The 19,701-nt window shown below is 72.8% G+C and carries 16 protein-coding genes; 8 read left to right on the forward strand and 8 right to left on the reverse strand.

Annotated elements, in window-relative coordinates:
- Window positions 1–17: 17 nt before the first annotated feature.
- Complete coding sequence (locus tag C569_RS0123120; protein ID WP_018788122.1) at window positions 18–443, reverse strand: PPOX class F420-dependent oxidoreductase; 426 nt, start codon at window positions 441–443, stop codon at window positions 18–20.
- 255 nt (window positions 444–698) lie between these two features.
- Here C569_RS0123120 and C569_RS30890 point away from each other — a divergent pair, with 255 nt between their 5' ends.
- Both C569_RS30890 and C569_RS0123130 read left to right on the forward strand, forming a co-directional pair.
- Window positions 699–1,610, forward strand: a complete 912-nt coding sequence (locus C569_RS30890) for an NmrA/HSCARG family protein (RefSeq protein WP_036346718.1) — start codon at window positions 699–701, stop codon at window positions 1,608–1,610.
- 30 nt (window positions 1,611–1,640) lie between these two features.
- On the forward strand, window positions 1,641–2,483 hold the full coding sequence (locus tag C569_RS0123130; RefSeq protein ID WP_018788124.1) for a DUF6081 family protein: 843 nt from the start codon (window positions 1,641–1,643) through the stop codon (window positions 2,481–2,483).
- Between the two features lie 92 nt (window positions 2,484–2,575).
- Here the strand turns inward: C569_RS0123130 and cofC are convergent, their stop codons facing one another.
- Window positions 2,576–3,208, reverse strand: coding sequence for a 2-phospho-L-lactate guanylyltransferase (cofC, locus tag C569_RS30895; RefSeq protein ID WP_018788125.1), 633 nt, complete (start codon window positions 3,206–3,208; stop codon window positions 2,576–2,578).
- On the reverse strand, window positions 3,205–4,209 hold the full coding sequence (gene fgd, locus C569_RS0123140) for a glucose-6-phosphate dehydrogenase (coenzyme-F420) (RefSeq protein WP_018788126.1): 1,005 nt from the start codon (window positions 4,207–4,209) through the stop codon (window positions 3,205–3,207). The genes cofC and fgd overlap by 4 nt, the downstream gene beginning before the upstream one ends.
- 920 nt (window positions 4,210–5,129) lie before the next feature.
- On the opposite strand from fgd, the gene C569_RS0123145 reads away from it, so the two are divergent.
- The 3 genes from C569_RS0123145 to C569_RS0123155 all read left to right on the forward strand — a co-directional run bounded on the left by C569_RS0123145 (window position 5,130) and on the right by C569_RS0123155 (window position 9,101).
- Window positions 5,130–5,699 carry a hypothetical protein gene (locus tag C569_RS0123145; protein WP_018788127.1) on the forward strand — a complete coding sequence of 190 codons (570 nt, stop codon included), beginning with the start codon at window positions 5,130–5,132 and terminating at the stop codon, window positions 5,697–5,699.
- A 675-nt stretch (window positions 5,700–6,374) separates the two neighbouring features.
- The gene (locus tag C569_RS0123150; RefSeq protein WP_018788128.1) at window positions 6,375–7,787 is read left to right on the forward strand and encodes a glycosyltransferase family 2 protein; all 1,413 of its coding nucleotides are present in this window, start codon (window positions 6,375–6,377) and stop codon (window positions 7,785–7,787) included.
- Between the two features lie 90 nt (window positions 7,788–7,877).
- The gene (locus C569_RS0123155; protein WP_026268546.1) at window positions 7,878–9,101 is read left to right on the forward strand and encodes a glycosyltransferase; all 1,224 of its coding nucleotides are present in this window, start codon (window positions 7,878–7,880) and stop codon (window positions 9,099–9,101) included.
- Window positions 9,102–9,613: 512 nt separating this feature from the next.
- Here C569_RS0123155 and C569_RS0123165 read toward each other — a convergent pair.
- From C569_RS0123165 to C569_RS0123180, 4 genes are all read right to left on the reverse strand, one after another.
- The gene (locus C569_RS0123165) at window positions 9,614–10,174 is read right to left on the reverse strand and encodes an NADPH-dependent FMN reductase (protein WP_018788131.1); all 561 of its coding nucleotides are present in this window, start codon (window positions 10,172–10,174) and stop codon (window positions 9,614–9,616) included.
- An 11-nt stretch (window positions 10,175–10,185) separates the two neighbouring features.
- A complete protein-coding gene (locus C569_RS0123170; protein ID WP_018788132.1) occupies window positions 10,186–11,124 on the reverse strand; it encodes an ROK family protein in 939 nt (312 codons plus the stop codon).
- 8 nt (window positions 11,125–11,132) lie between these two features.
- Window positions 11,133–11,486 carry a DoxX family protein gene (locus tag C569_RS0123175; RefSeq protein ID WP_018788133.1) on the reverse strand — a complete coding sequence of 118 codons (354 nt, stop codon included), beginning with the start codon at window positions 11,484–11,486 and terminating at the stop codon, window positions 11,133–11,135.
- 91 nt (window positions 11,487–11,577) lie between these two features.
- On the reverse strand, window positions 11,578–12,009 hold the full coding sequence (locus tag C569_RS0123180) for a type II 3-dehydroquinate dehydratase (protein WP_018788134.1): 432 nt from the start codon (window positions 12,007–12,009) through the stop codon (window positions 11,578–11,580).
- A 332-nt stretch (window positions 12,010–12,341) separates the two neighbouring features.
- On the opposite strand from C569_RS0123180, the gene C569_RS0123185 reads away from it, so the two are divergent.
- The 3 genes from C569_RS0123185 to C569_RS0123195 are packed head-to-tail and all read left to right on the forward strand — an operon-like array spanning window position 12,342 to window position 15,368.
- Window positions 12,342–13,505, forward strand: a complete 1,164-nt coding sequence (locus tag C569_RS0123185) for a DegT/DnrJ/EryC1/StrS family aminotransferase (RefSeq protein ID WP_026268547.1) — start codon at window positions 12,342–12,344, stop codon at window positions 13,503–13,505.
- Entirely contained in the window at window positions 13,502–14,632 is a 1,131-nt protein-coding gene (locus tag C569_RS0123190; protein WP_018788136.1) for a Gfo/Idh/MocA family protein, read from the forward strand. The genes C569_RS0123185 and C569_RS0123190 overlap by 4 nt, the downstream gene beginning before the upstream one ends.
- Window positions 14,633–14,669: 37 nt before the next feature.
- Window positions 14,670–15,368 carry an HAD-IA family hydrolase gene (locus C569_RS0123195; RefSeq protein ID WP_026268548.1) on the forward strand — a complete coding sequence of 233 codons (699 nt, stop codon included), beginning with the start codon at window positions 14,670–14,672 and terminating at the stop codon, window positions 15,366–15,368.
- Here the strand turns inward: C569_RS0123195 and C569_RS0123200 are convergent.
- The gene (locus C569_RS0123200; protein WP_026268549.1) at window positions 15,352–19,035 is read right to left on the reverse strand and encodes an amino acid adenylation domain-containing protein; all 3,684 of its coding nucleotides are present in this window, start codon (window positions 19,033–19,035) and stop codon (window positions 15,352–15,354) included. The two genes, C569_RS0123195 and C569_RS0123200, sit on opposite strands and share 17 nt — an antisense overlap.
- Window positions 19,036–19,701 lie beyond the last annotated feature (666 nt).

Here is a 19,701-nt window from a genome sequence, read left to right on the forward strand (position 1 = left end):
GGGTGTCGTCGGCGCGGTCAGTGCGTCGCGGCGGCGGGGGTGACGTTGCGCCGCACCATGGCGAGGTGTTCCGGGTCCAGACCCCACGTGAAGAGGCGCTGCGGGTGGATGCGGATCAGCTCGGGGGAGAGGAACTCCAGCTCCGGCGGGACGGGCTGGTCGACCAGCGCCTCCGCGTGGCCGCGAATCTCGATGCCCCGCACCCGCCACGGCCGCCGGGACACCACGTCGTCGATGACGAAGGACGCCTTGCCGTTCGCGGCCACGTTCTTGAACTTCTGGGTGGTGGCCATCGCGCGTCCGCCGATGTCGATGCAGTCCGCCTCGGCGTTGTACCAGTAGACGACCGGGTTGTTCTGGATGCTGCCGTTCGGCTGGATCGTGGCCAGCCGGCCGAGCCGCTGCGACTTCAGGTATTCGAGCTCGTCCGCGGTGAAGATCACGTCATCCTGCCCCTCGTCGGCATCTCGCCCCGCGCCGTCACGCCGGGGCCCCGACGTGCGGTCACGCCGGGGTCCTGATCGTCGGAGCGGCGGCTCGCTCCCGACTGGAACCCGGCTCGAGAGCCGCTCGAACCCGGCCTCGACCGGCTCTCGAACCCGGCTCTATCCCGGTCGGTGAACCTTCGGCGGCAGGCGCGGCGCTCCGGCGGTGGCCGGGACACCGCGCGGACCGCGACGAGGTACGAGGAGGCGGCCGTGTCATCACGCGCAGACCGGTGGGTGCTGGTCTTCGGGGCGACCGGGAAGCAGGGCGGTGGGACGGCCCGGCACCTGCTGCGCCGGGGCTGGCCGGTGCACGCGTTCGTCCGGGACGCGCAGCGGCCCGCCGCCCGGGAACTCCGGGCGCTGGGGGCGACGCTGGTCGTCGGCGACCTGGACGACGTCGCGTCGATCCGCGCCGCCATGACCGGGGCGTACGGGGTGTTCAGCGTGCAGACGCCGCTGAGCCAGGGCGGCGTGCCGGCGGAGGAACGACACGGTGTCAACATCGCCGACGTGGCCGGCGAGATCGGGGTGGGGCACTTCGTGCACAGCTCCGTCGGCGGGGCCGAACGACCCGAGGGGGTGTTCTGGCGCGAGGCGAAGCTGCGGATCGAGGAGCGGATCCGCAAGCACGACCTGCCCGCGACCTTCCTGCGCCCCACCTACTTCATGGACAACTTCGGCCAGTACCCGCCCCTGCTGGAGGACGGCGGGCTGGTGTACCGGCGCGGCCTGGCCCCCGGCAAGCCGTTGCAGATGATCGCCTCCGGCGACATCGGGTTCTTCGCCGCGGCGGCGTTCGACGACCCGTCCACCATCGGAGCGAAGATCGAGCTGGCCGGCGACGAGCTCACCGGTGACCAGATCGCCGAGACGTTCCAGCGGCACACCGGGCTGCCCACCCGGTTCGAACCGGTGCCGATGGCGGAGCTGCAACGGCAGAGCGAGTGGCAGGCGACCGCGTACGGCTGGCTGAACCGGATCGGCTACCAGGCGGACATTCCCGCGCTGCGCCGGCAGTTCCCCGAGCTGCTCACCCTGGCCGGCTGGCTGGCCCGCACCGGTTGGGCGCCCAGCACCGCACACAGCGCGCCGCCGGCCGCCGGCGTACCGCGTAACGGCTGAACCGACCGGTTCGGAATCCTGGAGGTTGCAGTGAGCATCGAATCCGAGGCGTCGACCCGTGTGGCCGCGACCGGGGAGGTGCTGCGGGACGACTTCTCGGGCCCGCTCTCCGTCGGCGGCGAGACGGCGCGGTGGCGGCTGCGTCCGGTGCCGGGCTTTCCGGCGGGCGACGGCGTGGCGCGTACCGGCCCGAGCGGTCTGACGGTCGTCCCCACGGCGACCGACCCGGCGACCGGTCAGCCCGCGTTCGCCGAGCCGCCGCAGCCGCTGTCCGAAACCGATCACCTGCGCTGGGCGCTGATGGCGAATCGGGACACCGCCGACGGTTTCCCGGGGTTCGCCGTGCCGGCCGGCCGGTTCACCGTTCGCGCCGAGCTGTCCGTCGAGGCGTACGGCCTGGACCGGCACACCTACGGCGACGCGGTCGTCGACCCGTACCGGGACCTGCGGCTGGGCGCGGCGGCGCTGATCTGCATGGACCGCGAGACGGGAATGGTCTTCGACTTCATCGTCACCGATCGCTGCGTCTTCGCCGTCTACGAGCGGCTCGCCTTCCCGCCGCACGGGTACGCCGGGTTCTCGTACGCGGTGCCGGTGCTCGACCGTCAGCCCGCCGACGTGCACGCCCTGGCCCTCACCTACGACGCGGACCGGCGTACCGCCCTTTGGCACGTCGGCGACACCGAGGTGCTGCGGGTGGACCGGATCGGGCGCCGGGCGCTCGACGCGCGGTACGCGATGCGCGACAACGGCCGGCCGGAGGAGCCCGCCGCCCCACGCCAGCTCACCGTGGGCCTGGCGCTCTTCGCCGACCGTCTCTGGGGGCAGGGCGTCCGCCTGGACGTCCGCCGCGTGACGGCCCACCGGGACTGACCGACGTCGGCATACGACCGCGGCAGCCGACTCCGCTGCCGCGGTCGCGGTGCTCCGGCTGGCTAGACCAGACCGTGCTCCGGCTGGCGAGGTCAGACCGCGAGCCACGGGCTCCCGACACAGGTGTGACCGGCCGCCGCGAGGAGCCCGGTCGACGCCGGGCCGATCCCCAGCCGGGCGGCCTCCCGCAGATCCGCCACGGTGTCCACGTCCCGGCGCAGACCGGGCAGCGCCAGTCGGCCGGTGAGGTCCGCCATCCCCGCGCCGACGTGACGCCGGTGCGAGTCCGGCCCGTACGCCGGGCGCAGCCACCGCCCGCGGCGCGCCGTCAGCAGGGTGGTGCCCGACCCGGGGGCGTCGGCCAGCACGGCGGTGTCCAGCGCCGCCGCGGCGGCCAACGCCGCCGCCAGCTCGGCGGGGCGGGCCGCCGGGAGGTCGCCGGAGAGCACCGCGACCGGGCCGTCGAACCGGGCGGCGGCGTGCGCCACCGCGGCCGACAGGCCACCGCCCGGATCCGGCAGCACCGGTACGCCGTAGCGGTCCCTGGCCGGTTCCGCGCTCACCAGGCACACCCGCGCCACCGGGGCGGCGGCGGCCAGCACGTCGAGGAGCATCGCCTCCGCCACCGCCCGGCGCAGCGCCGGGGGGAGGGCAAGCCGACTCTTGGACCGGTCCAGCCGCTTCAGGGGCACCAGGACGGTCCAGGGACGGTCGGTGGCGGTCACACCCGTGTGCCGACCTGCAGCAGGGGTAGCACCTTCGTGCTGTAGAGGCTGAGGAACTGCGCCTGGTCCGGGCCGGGGGCGTGGAACACCAGGTGCCGGAAGCCCAGGTCGAGATACTCCTGAACGCGGGCCGCGTGCTCGGCCGGATCCGACGAGACGATCCACCGGCTCGCGGCTCGGGCCAGCGGCAGCGCGGCCGCCCGGCGCTGCATCTCGACCGGGTCGTCGACGCCGGTCTTCTCCTCGCCGGTGAGCGCCAGTGCGGCCCAGTGGGCGGTGTCGCGCAGCGCCCGCTCCGGGTCCGGGTCGAACGACACCTTCAGCTCGATCGTCAGGTCGACGTCGTCCACGGCACGGCCGGCCTGGCCGGCGCCCTCCCGCACGGCGGGTAGCAGCTTCTCCGCGTACAGGTCGCGGCCCTTGCCGCTGGTGCAGATGAAGCCGTCGCCCTCCCGCCCGGCGAGCCGCGCGGCCACCGGCCCCGCGCCGGCGACGTAGAGCGGCACCGGACGGGCCGGCCGGTCGTAGATGGTGGCCCGGTCGGTGCGGTACCACCGCCCCGCGAAGGTCACCCGCTCCTCCGTCCACAGCCGACGGATCAGCCGGACCGCCTCGGTCAACCGGGCCAGCCGTTCCGCCGGCGCCGGCCAGGCGGCGCCCAACGGCGCCTCGTTGAGCGACTCGCCCGAACCGACGCCCAGCACCACCCGCCCGGGGGCGAGGCAGCCCAGCGTGGCGAAGGCCTGCGCGACCACGGCCGGGTGGTAGCGGAACGTCGGCGTCAGCACGCTGGTGCCCACCACCACCCGACGGGTACGCGTGAGCAGGGCGCCCAGCCACGGCAGCGCGGCCGGCGCGTGCCCGTCGTCGTGCCGCCACGGCTGGAGATGGTCGCTGACGAAGACGGAGTCGAAGCCGTACTCCTCGGCGAGCACCGCGTACTCGAGCAGTTCCCGTGGGCCGAACTGCTCGGCGGACGCCTTGTAGCCGAACCTGATCATCTGCCACCCCTGTCCTGCGTCGGTGCCTCGACGATCAGGGCAGCGGTTAGCGGACGCCTCGAACCCGGGTCGAGCCGGTGGTCCGCGGCCGCTCGAGATGCCCGCTGGGCCGGGATCCGGCGGACCCGTTCCGGGCGTCGCCGAGGCGCCAGCTCCTCCAGCTACGGCGGCTTTCTGCTCGCATGCCGTGCCGTCGCCGTCGTGGCCCAGACCGTACACACGCAGCAGCTGGCAGACAGAGCGGGCGAGGCGGGGACTCGGACGCTCACCCGGCTGCGCCAGGACCTCGCCGGGCTGGCGCTGGTCAGCAGCGTCCACGGCATCGGCATGGCGATCGGGATCAGCTTGAACGTAACCCGCGGTTGGCCCTCGATCATCTTCCACACAAAGTTGACCTATCCGGGTTTCAGCCGTCGCGTCCACTTGGGACGCTGCTGCTCGGCACACCCAACCTTAACGGTCACGCATCGTGACATCTGCGAGCGTCAACCCACTTTTGAATGGCCTTCCGGGCCCCTGGGGAATTCCGGATGACATCCGGCTCCGACCTCGTGATGCGACTGTCCGATGACCCGGTCAGCAATTGCGGTCCATTCGTTTACTAACACCACGTTCGGGCCGGGCTGGACCGCATCGCGGCCGATCACCTCAGTGTTGCCGCCCGATTAATTCAGCAACTCTGGCATCGAGTGAGGTCAACGACTTCGGCTACCCGTCCGCCCGACTTCTTTCGTTCATCTATTGCCTTCGGCATTGCCTTGGACCGCCAGAGACCCGCAATATGGCTACGCAAAGTCACAGCAGCGCTGCTGTGCGACACCTGCATCAGGAAGGGTCCCCGAATGAATCGGATGGAACGGGCGTGGCGGTGTCTTACCGCGCCGACGCCGGCAGGCCGACCCAGGGCGCTACTGCGAACGATGGCGACGGCGCTGGCCGCGGTGGTCGTCGGCGGTGCCGCCGCGTTGGCCCTCGCGACGCCGGCCAGTGCGGCGACGACGACGATCTGCAAGAGCTCGGGCGTGCCCGCCGGATACGTCGTCATCGCGGAGGGCTCGTCGATCTCCTGCCCTTACAGCTTCCCCAACACCTGGACGATCACCACCCCGTCGAACACCTCGACGACCACGATGTGCAAGGTGACGGCCGTTCCGACCGGTTTCGTCGTCATCGCGGAGGGCTCGTCGATCTCCTGCCCTTACAGCTTCCCCAACACCTGGACCATCAAGAAGCCGTCCACCTCCACGTCGACCTCGATGTGCAAGGTGACGGCTGTGCCAGCCGGGTTCGTGATCACCGCCGAGGGCTCGACGATCTCCTGCCCCTACAGCTTCCCCAACACCTGGAGCATCCGCACCCCGTCGACCACCGGCACCACCGTCGTCTGCTCGGTGTCTCCGATTCCACCGGGCTACGTGGTCATCGGCACGGGCTCGTCGATCTCCTGCCCCTACAGCTTCCCGAACACCAGGACCATCCGGCTTCCCTGACGGCTGACCAACGCTCCGCCGCCGGTGATCCCGCCGGCGGCGGGGCCCGGTGCCGCTGCAGCGGCGTACGCGCGATCGCCCGAACTGGTCGAGCTGGTCCGCGACGCCACCCGCAGCGACCTGGAGAAGGTCTGGGACGAGGTGACCGCGCCGGAGCCCGAGCCGGTGACTGATCCGCTCTGCTCCGGCCGGGTCCAAGCACCCCCAGGTGGCCATGCTGGTCGACGGCCCGGTGCGGGTCGATGGTCGGACCGCAGCCGCTGCTGGAGAGCAGCTGTGGTCGGACCAGGTCCGTACCGCCATCGGTCACCGGGCCGGTCGGCTAAGTGACGGATGTGGATGGGTGGCGAGATGCTCCTTGAGCAGGTCGAATCCGTAGTCGTTCCCATTCGGCGCGGTTCTTCTCGATCATCCAATTTAGACACCTGAATGATCACCAGGAGGCCGCTCTCCTACGTTCCCGCCGCAACCGGCGTGACTACCCCACAACCGGCAATCCGGTCATCTCACTACCTTGCGAACGCCCTGAGGTTCCGGTCAGGCGGCGACTGTCGAGATGGGACAGCGCACCCCTATGGACCCCTAATGATTCGTAAGGATGTCATCGCGGAACGTTATCGTCTGACGAATGTCACCGCCCCCCGGCGGCAAGATCGTCTGACGGAGAGGATCGCCATGACGCTGCCCACCAACCCTCCGGCGCTGAGCGTGGTGATGCCGACCTACCAGGATCCGCAGTGCCTCGCGCTGACCCTCAGGGCGCTGACCCGGCAGACGCTGCCGCCGGAACGCTTCGAGGTGATCGTGGTGCGGGACGGTGGCTCGCCCGACGGGTACGCCGAGGCGCTCGCCGAGGGCGCCGGTCTCCGCCTGCGCGTGCTGGAACTCGCCGAGCGCAAGGGTCGCTCCGTCGCCCGCAACGAGGGGGCGCGCCGTGCCTGCGCACCTCTGCTGGTCTTCCTCGACGCCGACTCGTGGGCGGTGCCCGACCTGCTGGAGCGGCACCTGGCCTGGCACAGCGTGCCCGGCAACGCGGCGGTGCTGATCGGCCGGCGGGACGAGATCGGCCTCGCTGACCTGCCGGCAGTGCTTGCCGGGGAGCCGCACGCGGTCGCACGCGCCTTCCCGCACGGCGGCGACCTGCGGTTCGCCACAGGGCTTCCCGACGACGGGGGCGAGTGGCTCCGGGCCGGCTGGGTCATCGCCTACACGCACAACATCTCGCTGTCCAGCGCGCACTTCGCGCAGGTCGGTGGCTACCGCGAGGCGTTCGGTCTGAGCTACGGCGTGGAGGACGTCGAGTTGTTCTACCGCGTCGACCGCAGCCTCCCCGACGGCGTCAACTTCGGCTACGACGACGACGCCCGGGTCGTCCACCTGCCGCACCACAAGAACATCACCCGCAACTGGATGGAGATGAAGGCCAACTTCCAGCAGGCGGCCCGGCTCTATCCGTGCCTGGAGTGGGAGTTCCTCACCGCCGTCATGGGGTACGAGGCGATCCGGCGCATCCTGCACTATCGCGCGCTCATCGACGAGTGCGTCGAGCGGTCGGCCTGCGCCATCGGGCCCGCCGCCGCGCGCTTCGCCGGCCAGGTGCGGGGGCACCGTACGCTCTGGATCGGCACCGGCCGCGCCGATTCCGGGTTGCCCGCCTCGGCGTTGACCTTCGACTACGCCGCACCCATCGGGCGGACCAACTTCCACCTGCTCGGCGTCGCCCCGCCCATGCCGCCGGGCAGCCTGGACGCGGTGATCAGTGTGGACTTCTGGCGGTACCTGCTGTGGCCGGAACTCTGCCAGTTCATCTCGGCCTCGCTGCTGCTGGCCGGCGAGGTCCACCTGGTCGCCACCGCCGACTCGACGCCGGGGATGTGCGCCGCCGACCCGCAGACGCTGGACTACCTGCGCCAGGCGCAGGCCGCGGCCTGCACGGCCGAGCTGCGCGCGGTCGAAGGGCTCGGCCACGTACTGACCCTGCGGCCCCTCCGACCCGCGCCCGGCGCCGCGCGCCAGGTACCCGCTCAGACCGCCGCCAGGGCGCGACCCGCTGCCCTGGCGCCGGGGCGCTCCACGACGCGGGGATAGCAGATCGACGGTGCGGCCAGGCCCGACAACGCTGTCGGGCCTGGCCCAACCGCGCCCGGATCCGGCGCAAGAGACGGGAAGGCGAGTATTGTGCGCGTACTACTGTCGACTCTCGGGTCGCGCGGCGATGTCCAACCACTGGTGGCGCTCGCGTCGCGGTTGACGGCCCTCGGTCACCAGGTCCGCCTCTGCGCCCCGCCCGACTTCGCCCGCTGGGTGGCCAGCTTCAGGATTCCCTTCGTGCCCGTCGGCCCGCCCTGGCGCAGGTCGGCGGCGTCCAGGTCGCGGGCCGCCGTGCCCAAACCCTCGCCCGCGCAGGTACGCAAGTTCGCCGAGTCCTCCATCGGCATCCAGTTCGAGGTGCTGTCGGCCGCAGCCCGGGACTGTGACGTCCTCGTCGCGTCGACGGGCCTCCAGATCGCCGCCCGCACCGTGGCGGAGAAGCGCGGTATCCCGTACGTCTTCGCGGCGCTCTGCCCGGCGGCCCTTCCCTCACCCCACCACCCCCCGCTGCCGCTGCCGGTGCCGGGGGAGGTTCCGGCGCCCGCGTCGGCCGACAACAGCGACCTGTGGGCCGCCAACCTGCGGCACGTCAACGACACCTTCGCCGCGCCCCTCAACGCGCTGCGGTCGACGGTGGGGTTGGGCCCGGTCGCCGATGTCAGCGATCACATCCACACCGACCGGCCGTGGCTGGCCGCCGACCCGACCCTGGCACCCTGGCCGGACGTCGCCGATCCGGCCGTCTACCAACCGGGCGCCTGGCTCCTGCCCGACGAGCGGGCCCTGCCCGCCGAGCTGACGGCCTTCCTGGACGCCGGCGGGCCGTGTGTCTACGTCGGATTCGGCAGCGTCGCCGCACCCACGGGTCTGCTGGAGACGGCCGTGCGGGCCGTGCGCGCGGTCGGTTGCCGGCTGGTCGTCTCCCGGGGCTGGGCACCGCTCTCGCCGGTCGACCGGTCCCCCGACTGCCTGGTGGTCGGCGAAGTGAACCAGCAGGACCTGTTCCGGGAGGTGGCCGTGGTGGTCCACCACGGCGGCGCGGGCACCACGACCACGGCCGCGCGGGCCGGGACGCCGCAGGTCGTCGTACCGCAGGTGTACGACCAGCACTACTTCGCGCGCCGGGTGTCCGCGCTCGGCATCGGCACCGCACACTCCGGCTCCGTGCCGACCGTCGAGTCGCTGACCGAGGCTCTGGGCGCCGCGCTGCGGCCGCAGGTGGCCGCCCGCGCCCGCGAGTTCGCCGGCGTCGTACGCACCGACGCGGCGCAGGTCGCCGCGGAGCGGTTGGTCGCCGCACCGGGAGCCTGAGCGGGCAGCCCCGCGTCGAGGTCAGGGCGTCGGCGGGATGCCGAACACCTTCACCGGACGCCGCGAATCCAGGGCAGCCTCGGCGAGCAGGCGGTCCAGGTCATTGTCCTGTCGGTACTCGTTCTTGCCCTCGGTCAGCACGACGATCGCGTTGATCCGCTGTGGGTCGTACCGGTCGAGCAGCTCTCGGTGTGCGGGCCCGGACCGTCGCGTAGAGCGCGGTGCCGCCCTCGACGTGCAGGCCGGCCACCGGCGGCGCGGGACACGGCCGTCGTGCCATGCCGAAGCGGCGACCGAGGACAGCCGATCATGGGTGGCGGCCACGACCCGCCGGTGGTCTCGCGGTGGCGGTCGCCGCACTGCGCGGGTCGGCCTGGTCTACGACAGCGGGCGTGGCTCCAGCGTGTCCCTTCGTCCTCCGCCGTGGCCGGCGCGACCTCGTGTCCGCCGGGCCGGGCGGGTCGACGCTGGGTGCCCGACCTCCGTCACCGGCCCGCGCAGCCGCAGCGGCGTCAGGCCCGGCGCAGCGTCCGCAGTGTGCCGGCCCAGGCGACCACCTCGTCGAGCATGGTGCCGAGGGCCTGCTCGTGGTGCGCGGCCGGCCGGAAGTCGCGGAAGTTGACGAAGTCGGTCGTCAGAGAGAGCGCGACCTGGGAGCGGACGTCGGCGACGCCGAGTTGCCCGAGCACCAGCCGCAGGTGCTCGGCCGCCCGGGTGCCGCCGTGCACGCCGTAGCTGACGAGGCCGGCGGCGGCGTGCTGCCACTCCTGGTAGAGGAAGTCGAGGGAGTCCTTCAGCGCTCCCGGGATGGAGTGGTTGTACTCCGGCGTGACGAAGACGAAGCCGTCGAACCCGGCCACTGTCGTCGCCCAGCGGCGTACGGCCGGGCGTCGCGACGGCGCCATCGACGGCGGCAGCACCTCGTCGAAGTGTGGCAGGGCGTAGTCGGCGATGTCGACCAGTTCGACAGTGGCGTCGCCCCGCTTGGCGGCGACGTCGCGCACCCAGCGGGCCACGGCGTCGGCCTTGCGGCCGGGTCGCGTGCTGCCGACGATGACACCGATCTTGACCATGCTGCTCTCCTCTAGGCGATGGGGACGGGGCGCGCCGGAGCCGGCGTGCCGGTCAGGTCACGAGCCAGCTCCACCGCGCCGTGCAGGGACGACAGCCCACCGAGGGCGGCGGGACGCACCGGTGGCGCCGGACGTCCGGGCCGGCCGGCGTGGCGTGCCCGTTGCGCGACGAGCGGCACGAAGCCGGGCAGGCCGGCGGCGAATCCGCCGCCCACGATCGCCAGCGCCGGATCGAGGATCTCGCCGAGGCTCACCACCGCCGCCGCCAGCGCCCGGCAGCTCTCCTCGACCGCCGCCACCGCCCAGGGCTCGCGCCCGTCGAGTCCGGCCCGTAGGTCGTCGAAGCCCACCTCGCCGCCCCGGCGGGTGGCGGCGCGGCGCAGGGTGGCGGGGCCGGACGCGACGGACTGGAGGCAGCCGTGCCGGTCGCAGTCGCAGCGCTCACCGTCGAGGGCGACGACCATGTGGCCGATCTCGGCGGAGGACCGGCCCGGCACGGGCCGGCCGCCCAGCACGACGCCGCCGCCGATCCCGGTGCCGACGCCCAGGTAGACCACGTCGTCCGCGCCGGCGCAGCGCGCCTCGGCCAGGGCGGCGAGATCACCGTCGTCGGCGACGGCGGTCGCCGCGTCGGGAAAGAGGCGGCGCAGCGCGCCGGTGAGGTCGAGGCCCACCCAGCCGGGGCGCCCAGGCCAGGTGGTGACGGTGCCCCCGGTGTCAGTGGTCGCCGGCATGGCCACCCCGACCGCGTCCACCGGTCCCCACCGGTCGCGCAGCCGGTTCACCTCGACGGCCAGCACCGTCAGGTCGGCGGCCGGGTCGGCGGTCCCGCGGGGCCAGCGGAAGCTCCGGTCGTACGCCGGCCGCCCGGGTGCCTCCGCGTGCAACGCGACCTTGGTGCCGCCGACGTCGATGCCGAGGACGCCGCCGTGGCGCTGCGGACCGGACACGGCCGGCCTCAGCCCAGCCGCACGTGCAGGTAGACGAGCGCCAGGGCGGCCACGGCAAAGATCACCGGCGTCAGGATCGTCGTGGCCGGGTCCTTCGCCCGGGCGTGGTAGGCGACCGCGCCCGTCATCTGCAGGGCGAGACCGATCGCCGCCGCGATGCCCAGGGGCGGCCAGAGCAGGCCGAGCAGCAGCCCGGCGACCGCGGCGAGTTCCAGCACCCCCAGCACGCGGGTCAGCCCCGGCGAGACGCCGAGGTGGTCCATCCGCTCGCGCATCTGTGCCTGCCCGGTGAGCTTCGGTACGGCGATGCCCAAGAACACGGCGGCGAGGACGAGGGTCAGGACGAGGACGGGAATCTCCACGTGAGGTCCTTCGGGAAGAGTCGGGACGTGCGGACGACCGTACTGCCGGCACGCCGGCGCCCACGGCACCGGACGGCGGGGTGCCCGGTCGTCATCGGACGGTCGAGGTGAGGGCGCGCGCGGCCAGCCGGTAGCCCAGCGCTCCGAGCCCGACGATCACCCCGCTGGCCAGCGGGGCGATCACGGAGTCGTGCCGGAAGCTCTCCCGAGCCCACACGTTGGACAGATGCACCTCGACGAAGGGCCGGGGGTAGTCGGCCAGCGCGTCGCGCAGGCTCCAACCCGCGATCATCAGGGCGCCCGGGTTGACGATCGCGCCCACCGTGCCGTAGCTGTTCTGGATCGTACGGATCAGCGCCCCCTCGCAGTCGTGCTGCTCGGCGATCACACCCCAGCCCCGGGCGGCGACCTCCTCGCCGACGGCGCGTTCGATGTCGTCCAGGGTGTCCGTGCCGTAGATCTCCGGTTCCCGCCGGCCGAGAATGCCCAGGTTCGGGCCGTTCAGCAGCAGTACGTCCGACACGTTTCACCTCGTGGGGCACGGCCCTTGTCCGCAGAGCCTGATGACTGGTCACCGCAGTCTTACTACGCCGACGGCTCCCGGCGAACCGGCGGTGCCCGACGTGCGGGCGGACTAAGGGGTGGCTAGGGGCTGTTAGGGGCGGTGACCGCATATCCGCGTCGGTTACCGTCCTCCCTGCTGAAGCGACGTCGCCGGCTCCAGACGGAGGCGTCACGTACCGCGCGGCCACCCGGTTCTCCGCTGCGCCCGGACCGCGCACCGGCGGTCTCGGGTCGCCCCGCCCGATGGTCCGTCCAAGCCCCTGGTCTGCCCGAGTTGGGAAGTGGGAAGTCATGAGTGGTCAGCCCTCGACGGTGTCCGAGCTCCCCGAGTGGCCGCGGTACGGCGACGAGGAGCGAACCGGACTGATCCGCGCCCTCGAACAGGGCCAGTGGTGGCGGATGGGCGGCAGTGAGGTCGACTCCTTCGAGCGAGAGTTCGGTGACTACCACGGCAGCCCCCACGCGCTCGCCGTCACCAACGGCACCCACGCCCTGGAGGTCGCGCTGGAGGTGCTCGGCGTCGGCCCCGGTACGGAGGTGATCGTCCCGGCCTTCACGTTCATCTCGTCCTCGCTGGCCGCCCAGCGTCTCGGCGCGGTCGCCGTGCCGGTCGACGTCGACCTGGACACCTACTGCCTCGACCCCGCCGCCGTCGAGGCCGCGATCACCCCGCGTACCAAGGTGATCATGCCGGTGCACATGGCCGGGCAGTTCGCCGACATGGACGCGCTCGACAAGCTCGCCGCCGACGCCGGGGTGGCGCTGTTGCAGGACGCGGCACACGCCCACGGCGCGCAGTGGCGGGGCCGGCGGGCCGGCGCGCTCGGCTCGGTGGCAGCCTTCAGCTTCCAGAACGGCAAGCTCATGACCGCCGGCGAGGGCGGAGCGGTCGTCTTCCCCGACGAGGAACTGCGCGAGCGGGCGTTCCTCGTGCACAGCTGCGGCCGGCCCCGCACCGACCGCGACTACCTGCACGGCACCACCGGCTCGAACTACCGGATGGGCGAGTTCGCCGCCGCCGTGCTTCGCGCCCAGCTGACCCGCCTCGACGAGCAGATCGCGCTGCGCGAGCAGCGTTGGCCGCTGCTGTCGAGCCTGCTCGCCGAGATCCCGGGCGTCGTCCCGCAGACGATCGACCCCCGCACCGACCGCAACCCGCACTACATGGCGATGTTCCGTATCCCCGGGATCGGCATCGAGCGCCGCCGTGCCGTGGTGGACGCGCTCATCGCCCGGGGCGTCCCGGCGTTCGTGGCGTTCCGGGCGATCTACCGGTGCGAGGGCTTCTGGATGGCCGACGCGCCCGACGAGTCGGTAGAGGCGATCGCGGCCCGTTGCCCCAACACCGAGCAGATCCACTCCGACTGCGTCTGGCTGCACCACCGCACGCTGCTCGGCACGGAGCAGCAGATGCACGAGATCGCCGCCGTGCTCGCCGACGTCCTCGCCGGATGACGGCCCGGCCCCCGGCGACGCCCGACCGGCCGGTGCGGGTCGCGGTGGTCGGCCTCGGCTGGGCCGGGCGGGAGATCTGGCTGCCCCGGCTCGCCGCACACCCCGGCTTCGAGGTGGTCGCCGTGGTCGACCCGCAGCCCGTGGCGCGCGACCAGGCCCGCGACACCCACGCCGTCGCGTCCGCGTACGCCGACGTCGAGGACCTGCCCGCCGGAACGGTCGACCTGGCGGTGGTCGCCGTACCGAACCACCTGCACGCGGTGGTCGCCGTCCGGCTGCTGCGCCGGGGCGTACCGGTGTTCCTGGAGAAGCCGGTCTGCCTGACCTCCGCCGAGGCGGACATCCTGGCCGACGCGGAGCGTGACGGCGGCGCGGTGCTGCTGGCCGGCAGCGCCGCCCGCTACCGGGCCGACATCCGGGCGCTGGCCGACGTGGCCGGCGGGCTGGGCCCGGTCCGACACGTCGATGTGGCCTGGGTCCGCGCCCGAGGGGTGCCCGACGCGGGCGGCTGGTTCACCCGCCGCGACCAGTCCGGCGGGGGTGCGCTGGTGGACCTCGGCTGGCACCTGCTCGACACGGTGCTGCCGCTGCTCGGCCCGGCCCGGGTCACCCACGCGATCGGCAGCGTCTCGGACGACTTCGTCAACGACGGCGCTGCCCACGCCGCCTGGCGCGGCGGGGCCGACCCCGCAGGCCACGCTCCCGGCGACGTCGAGGACACCGCCCGGGGGTTCCTGCTCACCGACACCGGCGCCTCGGTCGCCCTGCACGCCTGCTGGGCCTCGCACGAGTCGCTGGACCGCACCACCGTCACCGTGCACGGCGCCGCCGGGTCGGCGACGCTGCGCTGCACGTTCGGCTTCAGTCCCAACCGGGAGCCCACGCCGGTGCTGACGCGTACCCGCGACGGCCGGACCGTGCGGCTGCCGCTGCCCGGGGAGCCGATCGGCGCAGAGTACGACCACCAGCTCGACGCCCTGCCCGGGCTGCTCGCCGACCCGGCCGCCCGGGGCGCGGCCGTCGTCGAGGCCCGCCGGACCATCGACGTCATCGAACGGATCTACCAGTGCGCCCGGCCCACCCGGCCGGAGCACCAGCACGCACTGGTGGGCCATCGCGCCGGGTGAGAACCACCGTCGGCCCCAACCGCTTCCGGGAGCAGCCATGAGCCGTCCATCGTCCACAGCCGAGGTGACCCCGCCGTCGCCGGCGCGCGGGCCGATCCGTGCGGTCGTGTTCGACCTCGACGGCGTCATCGTCGACAGTTCGGCCGTCATGCGTGCGGCGTTCAGCATCGCGTACGCCGAGGTGGTGGGCGACGGGCCGGCGCCGTTCGACGAGTACAACCGGCACATGGGCCGGTACTTCCCGGACATCATGCGCCTGATGGGGCTGCCCCTGGAGATGGAGGAGCCGTTCGTCCGCGAGAGCTACCGGATGGCCCACCTCGTGCCGCTCTTCCCCGGCGTCCGGGAGACCCTGGAGACCCTGCACTCGCGGGGCATCCGGATGGGGATCGCCACCGGCAAGGCCGGCCCGCGGGCCCGGTCCCTGCTCGACCAACTCGGCGTGCTGGGCCTCTTCGGCCAGGTGATCGGCTCCGACGAGGTGGCCCGTCCCAAGCCTGCCCCGGACATCGTGCTCCAGGCGCTGGGCAACCTCGACGTGCCGCCGCACGAGGCCATGATGGTGGGCGACGCGGTGATCGACCTGCTCAGCGGCCGGGACGCCGGGGCGACGGCCGTCGCCACGACGTGGCACGGCGGGGACATCGCGGCGCTGCTCGCCGCCGGCCCCGACCTGGTCGTGCACGCCCCGGCGGAGTTGCTGGCGCACTGCCCGGTGGTCAGCGTGTCCCGCTGACCACCTCGGGGCCGGCTTCCAGGAAGCGCAGCATGCCGGTGGCCAGGATCTCGGCGACGTGGGCCGGGACCAGGTCGGTACGGATGGTGACCCGCAGGAGGACGCTCCCGTCGCCGGGCAGCACCTCGGCGACGCAGGCACCGGACCACTCCCGGGCGTACGGCTCGACGACCTCCTCGGTCCGGCAGCCGGGCAGGTCCAGCGGGAGGACGAGGTTGTCCTGGTAGGCGAACGAGGGCAGGCTGTCGATCACCGTGCGGGGCAGGTCGAGGACCGGGTCGTCGGTGATCATCTCCAGGAAGGAGACGTCCTGGGCGGCCATCATCTCGTCCGCCGTCTGCTGGAGGGCGCACATCAGGTCCTTCTCCGGGCCACCGAACCGGACCCGGAGACAGTTGCTGCTGATCCTGCTCGTGAAGGCGGCGTCGAGGACGCGGCTGCCGCGCTGGGCGACGATCATCAGCAGGGCGATGTCGTCCTGCCCGTGGATGGCGCGTAGCGCCGAGGCGTAGGCGGCGGCGAAGTAGCTGGAGCGGCTGAAGCGGTGTTCGCCGGCGGCCCGGTCCCAGCGCCGCACCAGCTCGGGCGGGACGGTGACGATGTGCCCGGTCTTGGGGCCCCAGGCCGGGGTCTGTTCCGGGTTCTCCTGCGGCCGGCCCTTGCCTTGGCGGGGTAGGTCGCGTAGTTGTTCGCGCCAGTAGGTTCGTTGGGTTTGCAGGTCGGCGGCGTTGCGGAGGCGGGTGTGTTCGTCGTGGGTTTGGTGGAGTGTGGGTGCGGGGTGTTTCCAGGTGGGGGTGTGGCCGGCGTGTCGTGCGGTGTAGGCGTGGCTGAGGTCTCGTACGAGTAGTCCGTGTGACCAGCCGTCGAAGGCGATGTGGTGGATGCCGATGCCGAGCAGGATTCGGTTGGTGGTTTTGTTTCGGATCAGGGCGGCGCGCCAGTTGCGGCCCTGGGTGTAGTCGAGGGGTTGTTGTACTGCCTCGGCGAGTTGGTCGAGGGCGTCGTGTTCGGTGGCGGCGTCGGTGAGTAGCCGTAGCTGTGGCATGCCGGGGTTGGGGGGGATGATTGCGGTTGGTGGGTCGGTGCGTCGGTAGCGGGCGTGCAGGGCCTGGTGGCGGTGGTGTATGTCGCCGAGGGCGGCCATGAGGGCTCGTAGGTCCAGCTCACCCTCGATCCACCAGGTGACCGGGACGACGACCTCCAGCGGCGACATCAGGCACTTCGCCACCTGCTGCGCGAGCGGGACCGGTCCCGGGCGCTGCCGGGCCTGTGTCACGGTCGAGCCGGTGTCCGCGCGGCGGGGGGCGGTGGCGAGCCAGCGGGCCAGCTCGTACGGGGTGGGCGTGCGGTGGATCTGCGAGACGGGCACCACCACGTCGGCGGCCTCGTCGAGGGCGACGGCGACGGCGGCGGACTGCAACGACGTGCCGCCGAGGTGGAAGAACCCGTCGCGGGCCCCGACCCGCTCGATGCCGAGCACGCTCGCGAACACCTCCACGACGAGGCGTTCGCCCTCGGTGGCCGGCGCCACGTACGGCACGCCGAGATCGGGGCGCTGGGCGTCGGGTGCGGGAAGGGCACTCCGGTCGATCTTGCCGGTGCCGCCGAGGGGGAAGCGGTCGAGGACGACGACGGCGGCGGGGACCATGTAGCCGGGCAGGTGGGCCGTGGCGTGGTCGCGCAGGTCGCCAATGCCCGGGGTGCGGCCGTCGCGCCCGGTGACGTACGCGACGAGCCGGGCCACGCCCCGGTCCTCGCGGCGGACGACGACGGCGGTCTCCACCTCCGGGTGCTGGGCGAGGATGCTCTCGATCTCACCCAGCTCGATGCGGATGCCGTTGACCTTCACCTGGTGGTCCATCCGGCCGAGGATCTCCAGTGCACCGGCGCTGTTCCACCTCCCCAGGTCGCCGCTGCGGTAGGCGAGCCCGCCGCCGTACGGGTCGGTGACGAACCGCTGGGCGGTCAGTTCGGGGCGGTTGAGGTAACCGTCGGCGACGCCGAAGCCGGCGATCAGGATCTCCCCGGGAACCCCGGCCGGCATGAGGTCGAGGTCCGCGTCGACGACGCGGACCTGCCGGTTCGGCATCGGCCAGCCGATCGGCACGTACGCGCCACCCCACCCGGCCGATGCGTCGAACCAGGTGCACGCCACGGCGATCTCGGCCGGCCCGTACGCGTTGACCACCCGCGTGCCCGCCGTCAGCCACCGCTGGGCCAGCCGCGGCGGGACGGCCTCGCCGCCGAAGATGACGCAGCGGAGGCCGGGACAGGCGGCCGGGTCGAGCGGGGCGATGTTGGTGGCCGGTCCGAACGTGTGCGTGACGCCCTGGGTGTTGACGAGGTCGGTGAGCCGGCGCGCGTCGAGCAGATCGTCGCGCGGGCACACGACGACGCGGCCCCCACCGGTGAGCGCGGCGAAGATCTCCCCGAACGCGGCGTCGAAGACCGGTGCCGCCGAGTGCAGCATCCGGCTGCCGGGGCCGATGGCGCACTCGCCGGTCATCCACGCCAGGAAGTTCGCCAGCCTCTCGTGTGACAGCACCACGCCTTTCGGCGTGCCTGTCGAACCCGACGTGTAGATGACGAACGCCGGGGCGTCCACCGGCACCACAGGCAGATCCGCCGCCGCACCGTCCGGTACGGCGGGCCAGCCGTCGTCCAGCGCCACCACCGTGACCCCGTCCCCGGCGGGAATCCGGGGCGCTACCGCACCGACCGTCAACACCACCCGCGCGCCGTGGTCGGCCAGCAGCACCCGCATCCGCTCCGCGGGCCACGACACGTCCATCGGCGTGTACGCGGCACCCGCCCGCAGCACACCCATCGCCGCCACCAGCGACCACAACCCGCGCTCCAACGCCACGGACACCACGTCACCGGCACGGACACCCACCGACCGCAGGTACGCCGCCAGCAGTCCGGACCGGCGATCCAGCTCCCCGTATGTCAGCACCTCGTCGCCCGCGACACCCGCCACCGCCTCCGGGGACCGCCGCGCCCAGCCCAGCACGAGCTCGTGGATCGGCTCACCCGGGATCTCCCGCACCGGGCCGCGCCCCCACGTCAGCAACCGCTCCCGTTGCGCGGCGTCCAGCAACGGCAACCTCGACAGGGCGACCTGCGGCGCCGCCGTCCCGGCGGAGACGAGCACCACGACCTGATCCACGAGTCCCCGTACGAACTGCGTGGAGAATTCCTCCACCGCGTAGTCCACCCGCAGCACTGATCCGTCCGCAGCCACGCGCACCACCATGTCGACGTCCACCACGGCCGGTCCCGTCTCCGCCACCGGGCCGTCGGTGAGCTCCACCGCCACCGGATCCGATCGGTCCGGACCCGCCACCGGCGCCGTCCACGCCAGTCCCACCCGCGTCGCCAACTCCCCGAATCCCGGGTCGCCCGAGACGTCCACCCGCGCCACCGGCCCGTGGGCCGGGGCCAGCCCGAGCACCACCTCGTCCTGGCCGGTCCAGCGGGCCAGGACCGCCACGAGCCCCGCCACCACGACGTGTCCGGCCGGTGTCACGCGCGACGGCCAGGCGGGCAGTACCCGGTGCACCGAGGCCGCCCGCGCGGGCCACACCGCCGGCCTCCGCAGGTCACCCACGAGTTCCAGAGCAACCGCGCCGTCCGCGGCCTGGGCGCCATCGAACCCGACAGACAACAGCTCAACCTCCGATCGAAAGGGAACGACCGAAAGGCTCAGGGCCGCGACGATCGGTCAGCCGGGATGCGGTACGCCGGACGGCGGGGGTGACGCGAGGCGCGTCGACGGGCGGCGCCGCTCGCGGGCCACCCGATCCGGTGCGCTGAGGGTGGCAACGACGAGCCGACGGGGCCCGACCATACGAAGCGCTGCGCAGTGACGTACACCCCTAGAGATCGGCATGTCGACCCCTAGCGCGCCAGCCGGAGATCCCGCCCCGGGCAGGCCGGGGACGTGGCGGCGGTGCCCGCCCGCCACCGGCCGTGTCGAGGCCGGGCCGGCAATGTGGGCCTGGCAGGGGCGTGGCCGTGCGAGCCGGGCCGTCGGCAGCGCGGCTGCGACAGCGCTGTCCGGCGACTCCAACCCTACTGACGAACAGCTTTTCGGTCAGCCCGAGTCGATGGCAACGGCTAGGAGTATCGGCGGCCCCGGCGGCGAAAGGGTCGTCCGCGTTCGCCTGTCTGGCCCATCCCGGGGCAATGAGTAGTGACTATGATCTTTCGATCATGACTCCAAGTCGGTGGCTGGAAAATCAGCCGCTGACCGGCGGTGTGCACCTCGCCGGGTGAAGCTGGCCACACGCCGGCCGGCTTCCCGGCCGGTCCAGCTCACGACCGTCCGGTC

Source organism: Micromonospora sp. CNB394, assembly GCF_000374985.1.
GTDB classification, from domain to species: Bacteria; Actinomycetota; Actinomycetes; order Mycobacteriales; family Micromonosporaceae; genus Micromonospora; species Micromonospora marina.

Bases quoted from the DNA above. Each gene is read 5' to 3' on its own strand.
- C569_RS0123185 (WP_026268547.1), top strand. From the start codon at position 12,342: ATGAGTGGTCAGCCCTCGACGGTGTCCGAGCTCCCCGAGTGGCCGCGG.
- C569_RS0123150 (WP_018788128.1), top strand. From the start codon at position 6,375: ATGACGCTGCCCACCAACCCTCCGGCGCTGAGCGTGGTGATGCCGACC.
- C569_RS0123145 (WP_018788127.1), top strand. From the start codon at position 5,130: ATGGCGACGGCGCTGGCCGCGGTGGTCGTCGGCGGTGCCGCCGCGTTG.
- C569_RS0123190 (WP_018788136.1), top strand. From the start codon at position 13,502: ATGACGGCCCGGCCCCCGGCGACGCCCGACCGGCCGGTGCGGGTCGCG.
- fgd (WP_018788126.1), bottom strand. From the start codon at position 4,209: ATGATCAGGTTCGGCTACAAGGCGTCCGCCGAGCAGTTCGGCCCACGG.
- C569_RS0123165 (WP_018788131.1), bottom strand. From the start codon at position 10,174: ATGGTCAAGATCGGTGTCATCGTCGGCAGCACGCGACCCGGCCGCAAG.
- C569_RS0123195 (WP_026268548.1), top strand. From the start codon at position 14,670: ATGAGCCGTCCATCGTCCACAGCCGAGGTGACCCCGCCGTCGCCGGCG.